The following is a 17,928-nucleotide window of genomic DNA, read 5'->3' on the forward strand; positions in this document are numbered from 1 at the left end:
GTTCAGCCGTGCCAGCGCTGCCACAGGGCCGCGTACGCGCCGCCTTTCGCGATCAATTCGTCATGGGAGCCGAGTTCGGTGATGCGGCCGTGTTCGACGACGGCGACGCGATCGGCGTCGTGGGCGGTGTTGAGGCGGTGCGCGATGCTCACGACGGTGCGGCCGGCGAGGATCCGGTTGAGTCCTTGCTCGATGTCGCTGGCGGCGTTGGGGCTCAGCATCGAGGTGGCTTCGTCGAGGACGATCACCTCGGGCGCGGCCAGGATGACGCGGGCGAGCGCGACCTGCTGGACCTCGGCCGGGGTCAGGGCGTGGTCGCGGCCGCCGACCTTCGTGTCGAGGCCCTCCTCAAGGCGCTCAGGGAGATCGCCCGCGCCGACGACGTCGAGCGCTTCGCGCAGCTGCTCGTCGCTCGCCCCGGGCGCGCCGAGGCGCAGGTTCGAGCGGAGGGTGTCGTTGAAGAGATGGTACTCCTGGGTCGCGAGGATCACGAAGCGCCGCAGCATGGTCTCGTCGATCTCGGCGGTCGGTTCGCCGCCGACGCGGACCGTGCCCTCGTCGGGTTGGTGGATGCCCGCCATGAGCCGCGCCAATGTGGACTTTCCGGCGCCCGTGGGTCCCACGAGGGCTAGGCGCTCACCGCGCCGCAGGGCCAGATCGACGCCTTTGAGCACCGGCTTCTCAGGGCTGTAACCGAAGTGGACGCCCTTGAGTTCGATGATCTCGTCCTCTTCGCGGTCCGGCTTCGCGTCCCCGGCGGCGATCGCCTCGCCGCGCACGCCGATGAGCCGCGCCAGCGAGACCGTGCCGTTCTGCACCCATTCGAGCGACAGGATCATCTCGATCGCCGGGGCCACCGCGAGCTGCATGATGAGCACGACCGTGGTCGTCTGCGCGATCGTCAGGTACCCGGTCGCGGTGAGGACGCCGCCGAGGAGCAGGGCGGTGAAGCAGGGCAGGAACGCCGAGAAGTCGAGCACCGGGAACAGCGTGCCGCGCAGGCGCATCGAACGCATCTGCGCGCCGAGGAGCCGGTCGACGGCGCGGTCGGTGTGGGCGACGCGGCGGGACTGCCAGCCCAGGGCTTCGACGGTCTTGACGCCGTCGATGGTCTCGGCCACCGCCGAGGTCAGGTCGGCCTTGGCCGCTTGCACGTCGTGGAAGACGTTGAACGCCCGCTTGAAGTACCAGCGCAGCACCAGCACCATCGGCGGCACCGCGACCAGGATCGCCGCGCCGAGCACCGGCGAGACGATGAACGCGCCCGCGACGTACACGAGCACCGTGACCAGCCCGGTGAAGAACTGCGGCGCGGCCTGCACCAGCGAGTGCTGCACCTGGTTCACGTCGAGGCTGGTGCGCGACAACAGTTCTCCGGTGCCGGCGGCTTCGACCTGACCGGGCGGGAGCGCGAGGGTGCGCTCCATGAACTCTTCCCGCACGTCGGCCACGATCTGCTCCGACAGGACCGCGAGGTTCCGGTACGAGGCCCAGGTCAGCCCCGCCTGCGCGAGCACGGCCGCGAGGATCAGCGGGAGCTGCCACCGCAGGTCCGAACCCGGGTCGGAGCCGTCGCCGCGGGCCCAGGAGGCGAACGCGTCCGTCATGAGCCCCACGATGTACGGCGTCGACATGCCCGCGAGCGCCGCGCCGATCGTCAGGGCCACGACGAGACTGAAGCGCACGCGGTGGCGGCCGACGAGCTCGCGCAGGTATCTGCGGGTCTCGGCCGCGGTGGCGATGGGGAGCGTCGCGCGGCTCATCGGCTGACCGCCTCTCGGTACTCGGCCTGCTGCAGGAGCTGGGCATGCGTGCCCGAGGTGACCTCTGCCGACAAGAACTGGACGCGGTCGCAGACCGCCAGGAGCTGCGGGGAGTTCGTCAGGATCGCCGTGGTCCTGCCGCGGCGTTGCCGGGCGAGGCGTTCGGCGATGCGGGCCTCGGTCTGGGCGTCGCACGCACTCGCCGGGTCGTCGAGGACCAGGATCTCGGGGTCGACGAGCAGCGCGCGGGCGAGGATGAGGCGCTGGCGTTCGCCGCCGGAGAAGTTCCGGCCCCGTTCGCCCGCAACGATGTCGAGGTCGTACCCGGTGGTCGGCACTTCGTCGCTCTCGATGAGCGAGGGGTCGACGCCGACGATGTCGACCGCGGAGGCGGTGTGCAGGGCCCGCATGAGGTCGGCGTCGCTGCGCCGCCCGTCCACGTCGAGCTGGTCGCGGAGCCGCCCGCTGAACAGCTGCGCGCGGGCCTCGAGCAGGTGCACGTGTCGCCGGACCGTGGCGGTGTTGAAGGCGTCCACCGGGGTCGAGCCGATCCGGGCGGGCTCGCCGGTCTCGGTGTAGCCGGTGAGCCGGTCGAGCAGTTCGGTGGCGCCCAGGCCGCTGCCTGTGGCGATCCCGGTGATGAGGCCCGGTTCGATCCGGACGCCGCTGGCCGGGTCGTGCAGCGTCTCGCCTGCGGGCCAGGGAATCTTGTCGGCCGTCTCGGGTTCGGGGTGCTCGTCCTGGAGTTTCTGGAAGCGCCAGGAGGCCACGATGGCCCGGGTCAAGGCGTCGACGCCTTGGATGGTGTAGCCGAGCGGCCGGGTGAGTGCGACGAGGTAGCCGAAGAGGGCCACGAATTCGCCTGCGGTGATGGTCCCGTTGAGGGCCATCTCGGCGCCCATCCACAGCACGAGCACGAGCAGCGTCCCCGGCAGTGCGAGGCGGGCGAATTCGAGCCCGGCCGCGGTGCGGCGCACCCGGATTCCGGCGTCGCGGGACGCCTGGGAGGCCGCCTTGTAGCGGGCGGTGAAGTGCGCTTCGCCGCCGATGCCGCGCAGGACGCGGAGACCCGCGACGGCGTCCGTGCCGATGCCGGTCTGCTCGCCGATGCGGGTGCGGAACTCGCGGCCGCGCGTCTCGAGGCGCAGGAACAGGGGCCGCAGGAGCATGAACATCGCCGGGACGCCGACGCCCGCGGCGAGCACGAACCACCACGAGAGTGTGGCGAGGATCGACAGGGCGAGGATGAACGCGAACTGTGCGGACACCAAGCGGCCGAACATCATCGAGACCGAGCTGAGGGCGTGCGCGTCGGCCGCCGAGATCGCCACGAGCTCGCCCGCGTCCGCCCGGGACTTGATCCGCGAACCGACCGCGACGACCGTGTCCACCAGGCGCCGTTGGACTCTGAAGTCGGAGTCCATGCCCGAGTACATCATGTAGTAGAAGCTCGCCACGCCCGTGATCGTCGCGATCCCGATGCAGACCATGAGGCCCGCCGACCACCAGTAGAGCGCGGCCCGGTCGCCCGCGACGAGTCCTTCGTCGACCGCTCGTCCAACCACATAGGGCACGAACTGCTGGCAGCCGAGGAACGCGAACGAGACGAGCGTGCTCGTCAGCAGCATCCGCCACTGGGACCGGAACAGCCACCCGAGGACGGCGACGGCCGGTCTCGGGTGGGCGAGGGGCCCGCCGGGGTCGCGCGGGGGAGTGAAGCGTGCCATCTGGGTGTTCTTTCGCTCTGGGGGATGCGCGAGTGAACGCTACCGGCCGCCGGTCAAGTCCCGATACTCTTTTTTCAACCATTGGACGATCCGTCGGTCACGTTTCTGTGGCATCAAGGCCCGCTTCGGCCGGGCGCCAAAGGAGTGGCGGTGCGACTCCTGATCCGGCGATACTGTCGTGATGCCTCGAGAGACCGCTTACCACGGCGCGCTCGGCGACGCCTTCGCCGCCCACTCCGCCCACGGCGCGTACAACGCCTACGTCGACCGGCCCGCGATGCTCGGCCTCGCCGGAGACGTCCACGGGCAGCGGGTCCTCGACGTGGGTTGCGGCGCAGGCCATTACGCGGCCGCGCTCCTCGAACGCGGCGCCGATGTCGTCGGCATCGACGGCAGCGCCGAACTCATCGCCCACGCGAAGGAACGGGTCGGCGACCGGGCCGAACTGCGGCTGCACGACCTCGAATCGCCGCTCGACTTCGCAGAGGACGCCGCATTCGACACGGTCCTCTGCGCCCTCGTCATCCACCACATCCGCGAGCGCGCCGCGCTGCTCGCCGAGATCTTCCGCGTCCTCGAGCCCGGCGGGCGGTTCCTGATCTCGACCACCCATCCGGCGGCGGACTGGCAGCACTTCGGCGACTCGTACTTCTCGAACGAATGGGTCGACCTGCACGTCGGCGAGGATCTGCCGCCCATCCACTTCCAGCGCAGCACGATCGAGGCGTTCATCGGCGAGCTGCTCGACGCGGGGTTCGCCATCGAGCGGCTCGTCGAGCCCCGCCCGGTCCCCGAACTGGAGGCCCTCGACCCGCAGACCTTCGCGAAGCTGAACGCGCGGCCGTCGTTCCTCGCGGCGCGGCTGCGACGACCTCGCGGCCGACTCGACTGAAACCGAGGCGCCGGTGAGTTCGCAGTAGAGTGGGGCCGCCCGATCCCGACCGAAGGCGCCCCGCTCATGCCCGCCTCCACGACCCGGCTCCGCGACCGCTGGAACTGGCGCGACACGCTGCTCGCGTCGGGCGGCGGCCTGTTCACCGCGGGCTTCGTCCTGACCCTCGCGACCGAACCGAGCGCCAAGACCGCGCTCGCCGCCGTCTTCGGGCTCGCGCTGTTCGCAAGCCTGCCGATCGCCCGCAGCGTCTTCCTCGCCCGCGGCGCGGTCGTGGCCGAGCTCGACCGCGACGGCATCCGCCTGTACGACGACACGCCGAACGTGGCCATGCACAAGCGCAACCGCACGCCGCTGGCCGAAGTCCGCTGGGCCGACGCGCGCCGGATCGTGCTCTGGCGCCGCGCCCATACGGCCCGCGGTCTGACCTACCGCGTCACCAGGCTCGGCATCGAAACGAACACGGATCCCGAACTGCACGGGGCCGATCTGGACGCCCTGCTCCTCGAACCCGGGTTCGGCGCGATCCTCAGCAAGGCCTTCGACAACGATCCGCGCGACGGCGTCCCCGCCCACGTCTCCGAGGCCCTGGCCCGCCGCAGCGTCGTCTTCGGCGCGAGCGGCCGCCGCGCCCTCGCGGCGGCGGTGTCGCAGTACGCGCCCGACGTCCCCGTGATCGACGCCCGCAAGGCGGGAGGCGAGCAGCCGATCGAGCCCGCGAAGCGCCTGCGAACCTACTGATTCGCAGGCCCGGAGTACCGTGGTCGCTCCCCTCGGCAATGCCCGAACGCGATCGGAATCCGCATGGCAGACACCCAGAACGCGCGGTCGGTCCGGCTGCGCGACCGCCCCCACTGGCGCGACGCGATCACCGCGCTCCCGGCAGCGGCCGTCATCGTCGTGACCCTCGCGGCCTCCCTCCAAGGCGCAGCGGTCGAGGAGCCCGAAATGGTGCTGCTCGTGATCCTGGTGCTCGGGGCCTTGCCACTTGTCAACGGCTACTTCCTGCTCCGCGGCACGATCGTCGCCGAACTCGACCCCCGCGGCGTCCGGCTGTACCGGCCCGCCACCCGATTCCTGCACCGCCGCCGCGAGACCCCCGAATTCGACCTGCCTTGGGCAGAAGTCGAGCGCTTCGTGCTGTGGCACCGGACCACGGCCCGGCGCGACTTCTCTTACAGCGTCACCATGCTCGGCGTCGAATCGCGGACCCCGCTGGACGAGCGGGGCAAGGCGACGGTCGAGAGCCTGCTCATCGAGCCGGACCCCACGCTGCTCGGGGCCCTCGGCGGCGGGAACCCGCGGGAAGGCCTCCCTGCGCACGTCCCCGATGCGACCATCGGCCGCTCGGTCGTGTTCAACGCGAGCGGCGCCCGAGCGCTGGCCGCCGCCGTCGCGCGGTTCGCGCCGAAAGTGTCGGTGATCGATGCCCGCAACGCGGGGCGCCCTCGCCGGGTCGAAGCGGTCGACAAGGGACCGAAGCGCTAAAGGTCCGCCAGACCCGCGTCGTGCACGAGCAGCGCGAGCTGCACGCGGTTGTTCAGGCCGAGTTTGCTCAGGGCCGCCGACACGTGCGTCTTCACCGTGGGGACGCTCAGATGCAGGGCCGCGGCGATCTCGGCGTTCGAACTGCCCCTGCCGACCTCGACCGCGACCTCGGTCTCGCGGTTGTTCAACGCGCCCAATCGCTCCCGGGCCTCGCCGCGACGGTCCGCGGGCGCGCCGCCCGCGACGATCCCGATGAGCCGTCGCGTCACCTCGGGCGACAGGACCGGCTCGCCGGCCGCGACCCGCCGCACCGCCGCCACGATCCCGACCGGCGGTGTGTCCTTGAGGAGGAACCCGCCCGCTCCGGCGCGCAGCGCGCGCCGTACGTGGCCGTCGGCCTCGAACGCGGTGAGCACCAAGACCTCCGGCGCTCCGGGGATCGCGCGAAGCCGCTCGGTCGCGGTCAGTCCGTCGACGCCGGGCATGTGCAGGTCCATGAGCACCACGTCCGGACGCAGCCGCGCCACCAGGTCCGGCACGTCGGTGCCGCTGCCGGCCTCGCCGACCACCTCGAGGTCCCCGGCCCCGCCGAGGATCATCCGAAGACCGGCGCGCACCAACGGATCGTCGTCGACGACCAGGACTCTCACGGAAGGCTCCTCGCTCATGCGGTCCAGGGTAGCCACGCGTGCACCCGCCATCCGCCATCGGAGGCCGGCCCGTATTCGAGCCGCCCGCCCGCGAGCGCCGCCCGCTCTTCGAGGCCGATGAGCCCGTGGCCCGAGCCTGGTCCGGTGTCGTTGCCCGGTCCGTTCACCACCGTGACGGTGAGTCCTTCGTCGGGTCTGCCGTCCACAGTGATCTGTACGGGAGCATTCTCCGCATGCTTGCGGGCGTTGGTCAACGCCTCCTGCACGATCCGGTAGGCGGTGCGCCCCGACCGCTCGGGCACGTCGCCCTCGACCTGCCCGGCCAGCTCGATCCGCATCCCGGGCCGCGCCTCCTCGACGAGCGCCCGGAGGTCGGCCATCGTGGGCTGCGGCAGTTCGCCGATCGGCGCGCGCAGGATCGCGATGATCTCGCGCAGGTCGCGCATCGCGAGCTGCGACTGCTCGCGCACCACGCCCGCCGCGCGGGTCAGCTCCGCGGCCGGGGCGTCGGGGCGGTACTCCATCCCGCCCGCGTGCAGGCTCAGCAGCGAGAGCCGGTGGCCGAGCATGTCGTGCAGCTCGCGGGCGAGCTCGTCGCGCGCCCGCTGGCGGGCCCGCTCGCGCTCGTCCTGCTCCGCTTGGGCCGCACGGGCTTCCAGCTGCCGCCGGTACCGCACGAACAGGCCCCAGCCGGCGACCGCCGCGTGCAGCGAGAGCGCGAAGCCGATCCCGCCCGCGACGCCCAACTCGTCGGGCCGGACCACCAGGTACACGCCCGCCGCGGCCAGCGACCCCGCGTACACCCACACCGCGGTGCGCAGCGGCCGCCGCACGACCACCGAGAAGAGCATGACGAGCAGCGGGAACGCGACGGTCTCGGCGTACGTCGAGACGACGACGAGCGCCACGGCGGTCTGCGTCGGCCAGCGCCGCCGGAACCACAGCAGCGGCAGCGCCAGCAGCCCGGTGATCATGTCGAGGTCGAACAACCAAGGGGGCGAAGGCATCTGGGCGTTCAGGCGCTCCCCGGCGATGAACAGCCAGGAGAACACCCCGACCGCGAGCACGCCCAAGTCCACCGCCAGGCCGCGCGCCCCGCGCCGTCCCGTCCCTTCGTCGCTCATGCGCCCGAACCTATCCGCCTCAGGCCCGTGAATCGACCTTCCGCGCCCGATCCGGTACTTTCGTCAGCCCGGACGGTCCCTTGGTCGCGCCGCACGCCGCGGAATCCATGCCTTGGACGGGCCGATCGCGACCGAGAGCCGATGCGCCGGGCAGGTACGGGCCCATAGCGTCGAAACCATGCAAACCACCACCTCCCTCGATGTGCCGCAACGGGTCGGCCCGGTCCGGCTGCTCCTCGTGCTCGCCCTCGCCGTGTGCTCACCGATCGCGGCCGAGAGCCTCGTCGGCTACGACGACACCACCGGGAACGCGCTCGTGCTTCTCTCCGGACTGATCATCTTCATCCCGCTGTACGGGGCCGCCGCGGTCCTCATCCGCGAGGCCGCCCGCCGCTTCGGGATCGGCTGGGGCGGCGTGCTCGCCCTCGCCGCCGCGTTCGGCGTCGTGCAGGCCGGGATCATCGACCAGTCGATGTTCTCCGAGGGCTACCGCGACATCGACTACTGGCAGGACATGGTCGGGCCGACCTGGATCGACCCGCTCGGCCTGTCCGCCTCGTCGGCGCTGACGTTCGTCCTCGGGCACATGATCATGAGCTTCGCCGCGCCGATCGCGCTCGTCGAGGGCTTCGGCCCGCGCTCGGCCGACCGGCCTTGGCTGCGCCCGTTCGGCCTGGTCGTGACGACGCTGCTGTACCTGGCCGGGGCGTGGCTCGTCCTCGACTGGCATTACCAGACCGAGTCCGACCACGCCTCGGCCGGCCAGCTGGCGGGCGCGGGGGCGGTGGCGCTCGCCTTGGCGGCGCTCGCGTTCACGTTCGGCCGCAGCAAGGCCGAACGCGTCGAACGCCGCATCCCTCCACTGTGGGTTCTCGTCGTAGCCGCGGCGGTCGGGGTGTTCTCGATCGGCTTCTACGAGACCTGGGCCGGGGTCGCCCTCACTGCGGGCGTCCTGGGTGCGTTGGGTTTCGGCGCCGCCTACTTCGCCCGCTCGGCCTCCTGGGGCGGACGCCAGGTGACCGCGCTCGCGGTCGGCGCGCTCCTCTCGCAGGCGCTCACCGGGTTCCTGGTGACCCCGATCGGCGACGTCGACCTCGTCGCCAAATACGCGCACAACACGGTCGCGACGCTCCTCGTCGCGGCCCTCGGCTGGTGGGCGCTGCGCCGTACCCGGTGATTCCGTTGCGCGGGAGGGGCCGACTGCGCGAGGCTGGAGGCATGCACGAGGCGCTCACCGACGGTACGGTCACGCTCCTCCCTCTCGGGCCCGCCGATTTCGCGGCCCATTACGCGGGGGAGGACGAGGAACTGGTGCGCTGGCTCAGCGGCGACCCCGCCAGTCCCGAGGGTCTGCGCGACTACCTCGACTGCTGCGCCCGCTGGTGGCGGGACGGCGGTCCCTTCCACAACTTCGGCATCCGCGTCGGCGAGGCGCTCCAGCTCGCGGGGACCGTGGACGTCCAGACCGGCCAGTACTACCTCAAGCCGGGACAGGCGAACCTCGCGTACGGCCTCTATCCACAGTGGCGCGGCAAGGGGTTCGCGACCCGCGCGGTCCGCCTCGCCTGCACGTACGCCGGGACCATCGGCTGCACCGAGGCGGTCATCCGCTGCGAACCCGAGAACACCCGCTCCGCTGCCGTAGCCGCCCGCACGGGGTTCGCGTTCCTCCAGCGCCGCAGCGAACCTGACGGCCGCGTCCTGGACTGGTACACCCTCGACGTGCGGACGTGAGTCACTTGCCTTCGATGGCCTGTTCGAGCCGCGATTCGAGCCGGCTGAAATCGGGGGCGGCGTCCTTGCCCAGGCTGGGGTGCAGTTCATCCTGGAACGCGCGGCTGAACTGGGTGTAGCGCTGCACTTCGGGCCGCTGCCCCGGGCCCTCGCCCGTCAGCGCCTCGTACATCGCCTCGGCCTCGCTCCTCGGGCCGCCTATCGACTCGCAATCGCTGCCCGAGGCCGGAATCCCATTGGCGATCTGCGCTATCGCGTCGAAGTACGGTTCCGGCCGGGTGGCCGCGAAGCCGCCGCGCTCGAACAGGAGCTGCTGGCTCGTCGGGCCCGCCAGGAACTCGATCAAGGCCCGGGAGACGTTCTTGCGCTTCGAATACGCGCTCACCGCCAGGCTCCCGCCGCCGAGCACGCCGCCCGGCATCGGCACCACGCCGACCTCGAACGCGGCCGCCGAGTCCGCGGTCGCGAACGCCCCGCACTGCTCCAGGGTCCGGACCGCCTGCGGCCAGTGCCGCAGGAACGGCGTCTTCCAGGCCTGGAACGCGGCCAGCGACTCGTCTTCGTTGTGCTGCAGCGCCCCCGGCAGGATCACGGACTTGCCCGGTTTGACCTCCTCGTGCAGGTCCCCGGCGAGGTCCTGGAGCAGACCGTGCGCGTCCCGCCCGCCGAAGTCGATCATGCCGTTGTCGCCGTCGACGTCGATGCCGTTGGCCAGCAGGTACTCCCAGACGTTGACCGTGAATCCCTCATAACTGGCCAGCTGCATCGCGATGCCGCCGCCGAAATCGTTGTCCTCCTTCAGGATCCACCTGATGGTCTCCCGCAGGTCGCTCCAGCTCGCGATCGACGAGGCCTCCTTCTCGCTCAGGACGCCCTGCCCGTAGTCGGACTCGGCGCCTCGGCGGTAGTAGAGCATGCCCACGTTCGTGTGGAACGGCAGCGCGAAGAGCTCGCCGTCGAAGCGTCCGGCCTCCAAGGGCCGCTTCAGGAATCCGTCGGTGTCGGGATCCTCGAACGGATGCAGCCGGCCCGCGGCGGCGAACTCGGCGATCCAGGGCACGTCGATCTCCACCACGTCGACGTCCGGATCCTCGGCCTGGAGCACGGCATGGATGGTGCTGTACTGCAGGTCGACGATGGGCGGGAGTTCCACCATCTCGACCTGGTGGTGCTCGTGCCACTCGTTCCACTGGTCGACCAGCAGCCTCCGCTGGCCGTTGGCGGTGTCGTCGCGGGAGCAGAGCAGCTGCAGCGGCCGGTCGCCGACGTCCTCCCATTCCCTTGTGGTCTCGCGCGCCCCGAGCAGGTAGGCGCCGCCGATCGCGCCCGCGGCGACGAACCCGCCGATCGCCTCGAGCACGGTCCGGCGGGCCAACGGCAGGTTCAGCGGCTTCTTCTCAGGCATTGCCGCTCCACAACTGGTTGAACAGGCTGTCGAAGGTCACCGTGATCCGCTCCTCCTCGGCTTCAAGGCAGGTGACGCGCGAGTCCGCGGTGAGGGCGGTGAAGGTCGCCGACCGGCAGGAGGCCTCGCCCACCGCGATCAGGTACAGGCTCGCCCGGGACTCGGCGAGCGCCGCCCGCACGCTCTCCACTGTGGTGTCCGAGGTGTCGGGGTCGTCCCCGTCGGTGAGCACCACCATCGCGCTGGCCCCTTCGGCGTCGCCGGCCGATTCGAGTGCGGCGATGCCGTCGACCACGGTCTGGTGCATGTCGACGCCTTCGCTCGTCTCCGTGGCGGCGAGCAGCTCGGCCACGTCGTCGCCGGGGTCCGAGGTCATGCCGAACACCTCGTCGTGCGATCCGGAGCCCGGCACCGGAAACGTCCACAGTGCGGCCTGGTCGTCCGCGTTGGCGCCCAGGTACTGCAGGGCGGTCGCCACGCCGTCCGTCGCGAGCTCGAAGCGGGTCCGGCCGCCCGCCACCGGCTCGTCCATCGTCACCGAGTGGTCGATGGCGAGCAGCACGGTCGTGGGCAGGCGGTTCTGGCCGTAGACGCCCTGCAGTGCGGCGAGCTCGCCGGCGCTGATCGGATCGGCCTCGACGTCGAACTCCTTGTCGAAGAAGTTGTCCCCGTAGAGCTCGCCGCCGTCGTAGTGCTCATCCCGCAGGCCCATCTGCATGGGCTTCCAGTCGTCCTCGCCCGCGAGCCAGGCCCGCAGGTCCTCGGCCACCGCCGCGCGCTCCTCGGCGAGGGGGTCGCCGCTCCAGTCGAGATGCACCCCTTGGTAGTCGAGCGCGCCGAAGTGGCCGCCATAGATCGGCACGAGACCTGAGCGCCCGTTCTCGGTGAGCGCGCAGTCGTCGCCGAGCGAGGCGCCCGAGTTGTAGCGGGCCAGCGCCGCCTCGGTCGTGAGCACTGCCGCACTCGGATTCACGCCCTGGGTCCGAGTGAGGTCGCAAAGGAGGTCGGTATCACTGGGGGACAAGGCGATGCCGATCGCGGAGGCCGCGTCGGCGAGCACGTTCTCCATGCGGGCGCCGACGCCGCCGGGCTCGGCGTCCGGGCCGTAGAGCGCGCGGAGGAACAGCAGGCCCGCGGTGGCCACGGTCGGGTCTGACCTGAGCACCTGGGTGCCGTGGGCTTCGCCGAGCTCGGCGATCAGCTCGGGGAGCGCCCGGTCCGTGGTCTGGGCGCCGCTGTTGAAACCCGCTTCGAGCAGCGCGTCCGGCACGGCCAGGACCAGCGGGGTGCGGCCGATCGGTTCGGCGTCGTCGGTTCGGAAGACCTCGTAGTTGAGCTCTGAATCGTCCAACCGCTGGTACGCCAGGTCGACCTGGGTCTGCGATTCGGCGATCCAGAAGTGGGGGCGGGGCCCGACGTCGCGCAGCGACTCGAACGGCCCGGTCGCCTCGCCGTCCTCCCCGAGCGACTCCCAGCCCGCGGCCATCGCCTGCTCGACCTGCGGCCAGGGTGCGCTGTAGGCGGTCACGTTCGCCTTGCGGCACCGGTTCTCGTCGATGTTCTCGCCGTTGAACGCGTTGATCGCCTCCTGGAATCCGGCGGCGCCGTCCACCGGCACCAGGACCGTGAGCTCCACCGGGTCGCCGCAGTCGACGAACCACTCCTGGTGGATCCGGTGCACCACCGGGCGCAGGACGTAGCCGAGGACGAGGAAGAACACGCTGACGCCGACGATGACGGCGATCATCGACCGGCGCTTGCCGCTGCTCGGGTAGAGCAGGTCCCACAGCCAGGAACCGGCCGCGAGGGCGATGCCCGCGATGATGAGCGCGGTCCGCCACGGCGGCGGCACCGCTCCGATGAGCAGTTCGAGGCACAAGAGCAGCACGCCGATGCCGGTGATCGCGGGCGCGGCCCGCCGCAGCGCGTCGGCCACCGCGCGGGCGATGGCGCTCTCGTCGGGTTCGGCCTTGTGCTTCGGGGCGGTCGAGTCGGTCCCTGGCGTTTCGGGAGCGTCGTCCGGTTCTGTCCGGCCGGGTTCGTCTGCGGGCACTGGCGGCTCCGTTGCCGTGTCGCTGTGGAGTGTCGTCCGAGAATGGTTCCGGGAAGGTTGCTGATCAGTATGCCGCAACCACGCTCCCATCGGGGGCTGTCGATATCCGCACCCGTGTCTCCGGCGCGTTCGCGACCCGTCAGAATCAGGGCATGATCACCATTCGAACCGTCGAACTCGACGACGCTGAGGCGATCGCGGCGCATCGCCGGGACGGCCGCGAGTACCTCGCCCCCTGGGAGCCGGCCAAAGACGAGGCCTCGTACTCCGTCGCGGGCGTGCGCGAGGCGATCGAGGCCGCGCTCGGGCGCGTGGAATCGGGCACCGCGCTCGCCTACGTGATCGAGCTCGACGGCGACGTCGTCGGCCAGATCTTCCTCAACTCGATCGTGCGCGGCCCCTACTTCCGCTCGTGCAGCGTCGGGTACTGGATCGCGCAGGCCGCGGCCGGACGCGGGATCGCGACCGAGGCCGTGCGGCTCGGCAAGCAGGTCGCCTTCGAGGAACTGGGGCTCTTCCGCGTCCAGGCCGAAACCCTCCTCGACAACCACGCCTCGCAGAAAGTCCTGCAGCGCAACGGCTTCGAACCGATCGGCATGGCCCCCGCCTACCTGAAGATCGCCGGAAAATGGCAGGACCACCTGCTCTTCCAGGTCCTCAACCCCGAAATGGACTGACCGTGGAGTTCAAGGTCAACTACCCCGAGGTCGGCGCGACCCGCACCGGCCCGCTCCCGGACGGCTACCGCCACCTCGTGCGCACCATAGAACTCGACGCACCGCTCCAAGAAGCGGCCGAACTGGTCATGACGTGGGGCCTCCAGGAACGATGCGGCCTCCACCCGAAATCCGCAGCCGAACGCGCCGCGCCCGGCGTCGAGTTCACCCTCCACTACCTCGGGATGCGCCTGCCTCCTTGGCGACGCATGCTAGCCATAGAGTTGCCTTGCCAGGTCGTCTGGGCCGAGGAGACCCCCGAGCGCGTCGGCTTCGGCTACGGCACGATGCCCGGCCATCAGGAACGCGGCGAGGCCGCGTTCCTCCTCGAAGCCGCCGACGGACGAACCCGCTTCACCGTGCGTTCCTTCTCGGTTCCCGGCACACTCCTCAGCAATCTCGGCAAGCCCGTCGTCCGGTGGCTTCAGGCCCGCGCCACCGACCGGTACGCCGCGGTCATGCGTGATATCTGCGGCCGATCGTGAGGCCTGCTTTTCTCTCCGATTCCCGGTAGCCTTTCGGCTCGGCCCGTAGATTTCGGGAAACAGCGCACTGAGTTGGAGGTGAGGTCATGGACATCGCGCTGCTGGGCGTCGGCCATCTGGGCGAGGCCGTCCTCGCGGGGCTCATCGACTCCGGCCTGCCGCCCGCGCAGATCTGGGCCACCGCCCTGCCCGCCGAACGCGCCGCCGAACTCGCCGACACCTACGGCATCGAGGTCGGCACCGACAACCCGAGCGCGGTCGCCGAGGCCGACATCGTGCTCGTCGCCGTCCCGCCCGTCGCCGTGGGGCCGCTGCTGTCCGCCATCGGGCCCTCCCTCGAACCGGACGCGATCGTCGTCTCCCTCGCCGCCGGCGTCCCGCTCGCGAAGCTCACCGACCGCCTGCCCAAGGGCATCACGGCCGTCCGCGCCATGACCAACATCGCCGCCCGCGCCCGCCAGGCCGCCACAGCGCTGGCCGCGCCCGAGGGCACCGACCTCACCGAGGTCGAGGACCTGTTCGACCGCATCGGCGTCACCGTCATCGCCGAGGAATCCATGATGGACCTCATCACCGCGGTCGGCGGATCGGGCCCCGCGTTCCTCTACTACCTGGCCGACGCGATGACGAACGCCGCCGTCGACGGCGGCATGGAGCCGGTGGCCGCCCGCGTCCTGGTCGACCAGATGCTCGTCGGCGCGTGCCTGCACCTCCAGGACTCCGACGCCGGACCCTCGGCGCTCCTGGAGCAGATCGCCACGCCCGGCGGCACCACCGAGGCCGCTCTCGCCTCGCTCGACGCATCGAATGTGGACGATGCGATCAGAGCCGCCGTCGCCGCCGCGACCGGACGCGGCGGCGAACTGCACGAGAGCTGATACGCTCCGGCACCGCCGCTTGGTTGCTCGGGCGCCGCTAGGACTTCCGTGAGAACTCCCTCATTGCGCCACAAAGGAACTCACGCCACTATTTCCAAATGAAACATCTTCGTCTCATGGTGGCCGCCGCAGCTGCGACGGTCATCGGCTCCCTCTTCCTCGCCGTTCCGGCGAACGCACAGGACGTCGCTCCGGTGAGCGCCCAGGAGCTCGCTCCGGCCGCCGAGGACCCGTGGAACGGCCAAATCTTCCTGACCTTCGACGACGGACCTGGAGGGTCCTACACCGACGAGATCCTCGCCGTCCTCGAGGAGAACGACGCCAAGGCGACGTTCTTCCAACTCGGAGTGAACGCCAATCGCGACCCCGCGGGGTCCCGGGCGGTCCTGGCGGCCGGCCACGCGCTCGGCAACCACACGTGGAACCACCCCGACTTGACCACCCTGACCCGCGCGCGGATCGACTCGCAGATCAACAAGACCCAGAACCTGCTGGAAAGCTACGGCGCCGAAGTGAACTGCTTCCGCCCGCCTTACGGGGCCACCAACACCAAGGTCAACAACAGGATCGCTGCCGCCGGCCTCCAGCGGCAGATGTGGAACGTGGACACCAAGGACTGGACCCGGCCGGGCGTGGACGCGATCGTCGACGTCCTGCTCGGGGCCACCCCCGGCGACGTGGTGCTCATGCACGACGGCGGCGGCGACCGCTCGCAGACCGTGGAGGCGCTGGAGATCGCGCTGCCGCAGCTGGCCGCGAAGGGCTACAAGTTCGGCATCAGCCCGAAGTGCAGCCCCGCTTAGGAAGCCTGCCTCGTTCGGCGCATGAACAGGATCGCCGCCGCCGCCGCCACCGCGAGGGCGGCGGCGATCACCAGCATCCAAATGTAGGTCGCCCGCAGGCTCTCCGTGAACGCGTCGTACGTCAAGGGCGCGAACGCCGCGTCGCGGGCCCGGCCCACGAACACCGTGCGGCCCTCGGCCAGCGCCCAGAGCGCACCGGCCGCCAAGACCGCACCGAGCAACCCGACCACCAGCGCCGCCACCCACCGGCGCGGCGCGAGCACGAACGCGATCACCAGCAGCGCCAAAGCGATCCAAGGCAGCCGGTCCGCAGCCCACTCCAACCGGTCGGTGTCGCGCTGCAGCTCGGGCACCTGCTCGGAATCGACCAGCACGTACTCGGCCTCGACCGCCGGGACGTCGGCGGCGAGCGCGAAATCGGCCTCGACCAGCCGCTCCTTCACGAGCTCGACCACCTGTCCCAGATCGAGCGTGAGCGTGTTCCCGTCCGCCGTCAGCGCACCCGCGTTCTCGCCCTTGAGCGCCGAGACGAGCGAAGCGTGCGCCTCGCTGACCGCCGTATCCCACACCTCGACGAACGCCGGGCTCGCCACGAACGCGTCCACTTCGCTCTCGATGTAGCCCTTCATGCTCTCAGCCGCCGAGGCCACGAGATCCTGGACGGCCTGCGGCGGGTCCTCGACGCCGACCCACCCGCTCGCCTCCTGCGTGATCCGGTCGACGTCGATCGCATCGATGATCTTGGCTGACACGAGCTTCGAGACGCTCGCCCGGACCTCCTCGTCCTCGGCGATCACCACCGTCCGGTCCGTGAACTGCCGGGTGTCGAGCAGTTCGAGCCGCGCGTAATACGCGGCCACCGCCCCGGTCACGGCCACGACCGCGAGCACGCACGCGAGCATCGCCACCACCCAGCGGACCGCGTGCCGCACGCCGTGGCGCTGCTTCTCGGGCACGGGCCCGGCCGCGGCCCCGCCCGCGGTCTCCCGGGTCGGCGTCTCGCTCACGCGAACCTCCCATAAGGCCAGATACGACGCGATCTTCGGGTAGATCAGGTCCATCCGCACGGCCTGGTTCGGGCACCCTCCGAAGTGGTGGAGGCCGACGACCTCGCCTGTCGCGCGGCTGATCACCGGCGAACCCGAAGAGCCGCCCTCGGTGTCGCACATGTACGCGAAGTCGGTGGCGTAGCCGCGACCGCGGCGCTGCTCGTCGCCGACCAGGCAGCGCGACCCCAGCCCGTCGGGTTCGGAGGTGCTGGCCGCGGCGATCCGCAGCGGCTTCCCGCCCGGGTGCTCGGGGATGTAGATCTTGTCGTGGAGTCCCACCTGCTCCTCGCTGATCGGCAGCGCCGGCAGGTGCGCGATCTTCGCCGGATCGGCCACCGTGAACAGCGTGAAGTCGAGCTTGAAATCGGTCTTGAGGACTCTCGCGCCCCTCACCTTGATCGGCGTGAGGACCTTCCCGCCGGAGCACCAGACGCACTCGTAGCCGAACTGGACCTCGGTCACGCGCGCCTCGGTGCTGTCGACGAAGCAGTGGTTGTTCGTCAGCAGCCGGTCGTCCCCGGCGATCCAACCGGTGCAGTAGAACTCGCCGTTGATGATCAGGCGCGCCACCGAACGGCTCGCACCGTACGCGGCCGGGTCGGAGTCCTTGAAGCAGGCGGCGTTCCGCGAATCGTCCGTGCCGCAGATGCTCTCCGGGCCCGCAGTCGTCGCGCTGGGGCGGCTCGCCAGTTCGGAGTCGTTGAGGCCTCGCGAATACTCGGCGACGCGCGCCGTGGCGGCCGTGCCGTCTGCGGCGTCATGGAGCCGGACCTCCGCGGCCTCGCCTTCGACGGACAGCGCCCACAGGCCGCCGTCCAACACATCGGCGGAACGGTATACATAGGACTCGTCGCCGTCCGGGCTCGCGACGGTGATCGTGTCCCGCTCACCGAGCGCCACCCGGTCGAGGCGCACCTTGACGAAGGCCGCCTCCGCGTACTCGATCAATTGCGTCCGACCGGCTTCCAGCTCGAGGTCGGCCGCTTCGCGCTGGCCGATCTGGTCGGCCCGGTACTGCGGCGTCTCGTTCGCGGCGGTGGTGTGCGGCGCCCATGCGAGCACGGCGGCGGCCGTGACGGCGATGGCGGCGGTTCGGGCGAGTGTGCGCTTCGTCTGCAAGGGACCCTCTTCTGTTCGAAGTGTCGGCTCGGTCTCGCCCGG

The 17,928-nt window shown here is 70.8% G+C and carries 16 protein-coding genes; 9 read left to right on the forward strand and 7 right to left on the reverse strand.

What is annotated here, in order from left to right; all coding sequences use genetic code 11:
- Positions 1-2 precede the first annotated feature (2 nt).
- The gene (locus ACFO8M_RS03350; RefSeq protein ID WP_387970453.1) at positions 3-1,763 is read right to left on the reverse strand and encodes an ABC transporter ATP-binding protein; all 1,761 of its coding nucleotides are present in this window, start codon (positions 1,761-1,763) and stop codon (positions 3-5) included.
- Complete coding sequence (locus ACFO8M_RS03355; protein WP_387970456.1) at positions 1,760-3,490, reverse strand: ABC transporter transmembrane domain-containing protein; 1,731 nt, start codon at positions 3,488-3,490, stop codon at positions 1,760-1,762. Before ACFO8M_RS03355 ends, ACFO8M_RS03350 begins: the two co-directional genes overlap by 4 nt.
- A 181-nt stretch (positions 3,491-3,671) precedes the next feature.
- On the opposite strand from ACFO8M_RS03355, the gene ACFO8M_RS03360 reads away from it, so the two are divergent.
- The 3 genes from ACFO8M_RS03360 (at position 3,672) to ACFO8M_RS03370 (ending at position 5,870) form a co-directional block, all read left to right on the forward strand.
- Positions 3,672-4,382: a class I SAM-dependent methyltransferase gene (locus ACFO8M_RS03360; RefSeq protein WP_387970459.1), complete on the forward strand. Its 711-nt coding sequence runs from the start codon at positions 3,672-3,674 to the stop codon at positions 4,380-4,382.
- A 66-nt stretch (positions 4,383-4,448) separates the two neighbouring features.
- Positions 4,449-5,123: a hypothetical protein gene (locus ACFO8M_RS03365; protein WP_387970460.1), complete on the forward strand. Its 675-nt coding sequence runs from the start codon at positions 4,449-4,451 to the stop codon at positions 5,121-5,123.
- Positions 5,124-5,186: 63 nt separating this feature from the next.
- Positions 5,187-5,870 (forward strand): hypothetical protein, encoded by a 684-nt coding sequence (locus ACFO8M_RS03370; protein ID WP_387970463.1) that lies wholly within the window; start codon positions 5,187-5,189, stop codon positions 5,868-5,870.
- Here ACFO8M_RS03370 and ACFO8M_RS03375 read toward each other — a convergent pair.
- Together ACFO8M_RS03375 and ACFO8M_RS03380 are read right to left on the reverse strand one after the other, a co-directional pair.
- Positions 5,867-6,538 (reverse strand): response regulator, encoded by a 672-nt coding sequence (locus ACFO8M_RS03375; protein WP_387970466.1) that lies wholly within the window; start codon positions 6,536-6,538, stop codon positions 5,867-5,869. The two genes, ACFO8M_RS03370 and ACFO8M_RS03375, sit on opposite strands and share 4 nt — an antisense overlap.
- The gene (locus ACFO8M_RS03380; protein WP_387970469.1) at positions 6,535-7,644 is read right to left on the reverse strand and encodes a histidine kinase; all 1,110 of its coding nucleotides are present in this window, start codon (positions 7,642-7,644) and stop codon (positions 6,535-6,537) included. Before ACFO8M_RS03380 ends, ACFO8M_RS03375 begins: the two co-directional genes overlap by 4 nt.
- Before the next feature lie 178 nt (positions 7,645-7,822).
- Here ACFO8M_RS03380 and ACFO8M_RS03385 point away from each other — a divergent pair, with 178 nt between their 5' ends.
- Together ACFO8M_RS03385 and ACFO8M_RS03390 are read left to right on the forward strand one after the other, a co-directional pair.
- A complete protein-coding gene (locus ACFO8M_RS03385; protein WP_387970472.1) occupies positions 7,823-8,821 on the forward strand; it encodes a hypothetical protein in 999 nt (332 codons plus the stop codon).
- A gap of 41 nt (positions 8,822-8,862) precedes the next feature.
- The gene (locus ACFO8M_RS03390) at positions 8,863-9,378 is read left to right on the forward strand and encodes a GNAT family N-acetyltransferase (protein WP_387970475.1); all 516 of its coding nucleotides are present in this window, start codon (positions 8,863-8,865) and stop codon (positions 9,376-9,378) included.
- 1 nt (position 9,379) lies between these two features.
- Here the strand turns inward: ACFO8M_RS03390 and ACFO8M_RS03395 are convergent, their stop codons facing one another.
- Positions 9,380-10,783, reverse strand: coding sequence for an extracellular solute-binding protein (locus tag ACFO8M_RS03395; RefSeq protein ID WP_387970478.1), 1,404 nt, complete (start codon positions 10,781-10,783; stop codon positions 9,380-9,382).
- The gene (locus ACFO8M_RS03400; protein WP_387970481.1) at positions 10,776-12,836 is read right to left on the reverse strand and encodes a hypothetical protein; all 2,061 of its coding nucleotides are present in this window, start codon (positions 12,834-12,836) and stop codon (positions 10,776-10,778) included. Before ACFO8M_RS03400 ends, ACFO8M_RS03395 begins: the two co-directional genes overlap by 8 nt.
- Positions 12,837-12,988: 152 nt before the next feature.
- On the opposite strand from ACFO8M_RS03400, the gene ACFO8M_RS03405 reads away from it, so the two are divergent.
- The 4 genes from ACFO8M_RS03405 (at position 12,989) to ACFO8M_RS03420 (ending at position 15,718) form a co-directional block, all read left to right on the forward strand.
- Entirely contained in the window at positions 12,989-13,513 is a 525-nt protein-coding gene (locus ACFO8M_RS03405; protein WP_387970484.1) for a GNAT family N-acetyltransferase, read from the forward strand.
- Between the two features lie 2 nt (positions 13,514-13,515).
- The gene (locus ACFO8M_RS03410; protein ID WP_387970487.1) at positions 13,516-14,037 is read left to right on the forward strand and encodes a DUF1990 family protein; all 522 of its coding nucleotides are present in this window, start codon (positions 13,516-13,518) and stop codon (positions 14,035-14,037) included.
- Between the two features lie 86 nt (positions 14,038-14,123).
- Entirely contained in the window at positions 14,124-14,915 is a 792-nt protein-coding gene (gene proC / locus ACFO8M_RS03415) for a pyrroline-5-carboxylate reductase (RefSeq protein ID WP_387970490.1), read from the forward strand.
- A gap of 98 nt (positions 14,916-15,013) precedes the next feature.
- A complete protein-coding gene (locus tag ACFO8M_RS03420; RefSeq protein WP_387970493.1) occupies positions 15,014-15,718 on the forward strand; it encodes a polysaccharide deacetylase family protein in 705 nt (234 codons plus the stop codon).
- Here ACFO8M_RS03420 and ACFO8M_RS03425 read toward each other — a convergent pair.
- The gene (locus tag ACFO8M_RS03425; RefSeq protein WP_387970495.1) at positions 15,715-17,886 is read right to left on the reverse strand and encodes a trypsin-like serine peptidase; all 2,172 of its coding nucleotides are present in this window, start codon (positions 17,884-17,886) and stop codon (positions 15,715-15,717) included. The two genes, ACFO8M_RS03420 and ACFO8M_RS03425, sit on opposite strands and share 4 nt — an antisense overlap.
- Positions 17,887-17,928: the final 42 nt, after the last annotated feature.

Origin of the sequence: Glycomyces rhizosphaerae (assembly GCF_042647865.1) — a bacterium.
Lineage (GTDB): Bacteria > Actinomycetota > Actinomycetes > Mycobacteriales > Micromonosporaceae > Glycomyces > Glycomyces rhizosphaerae.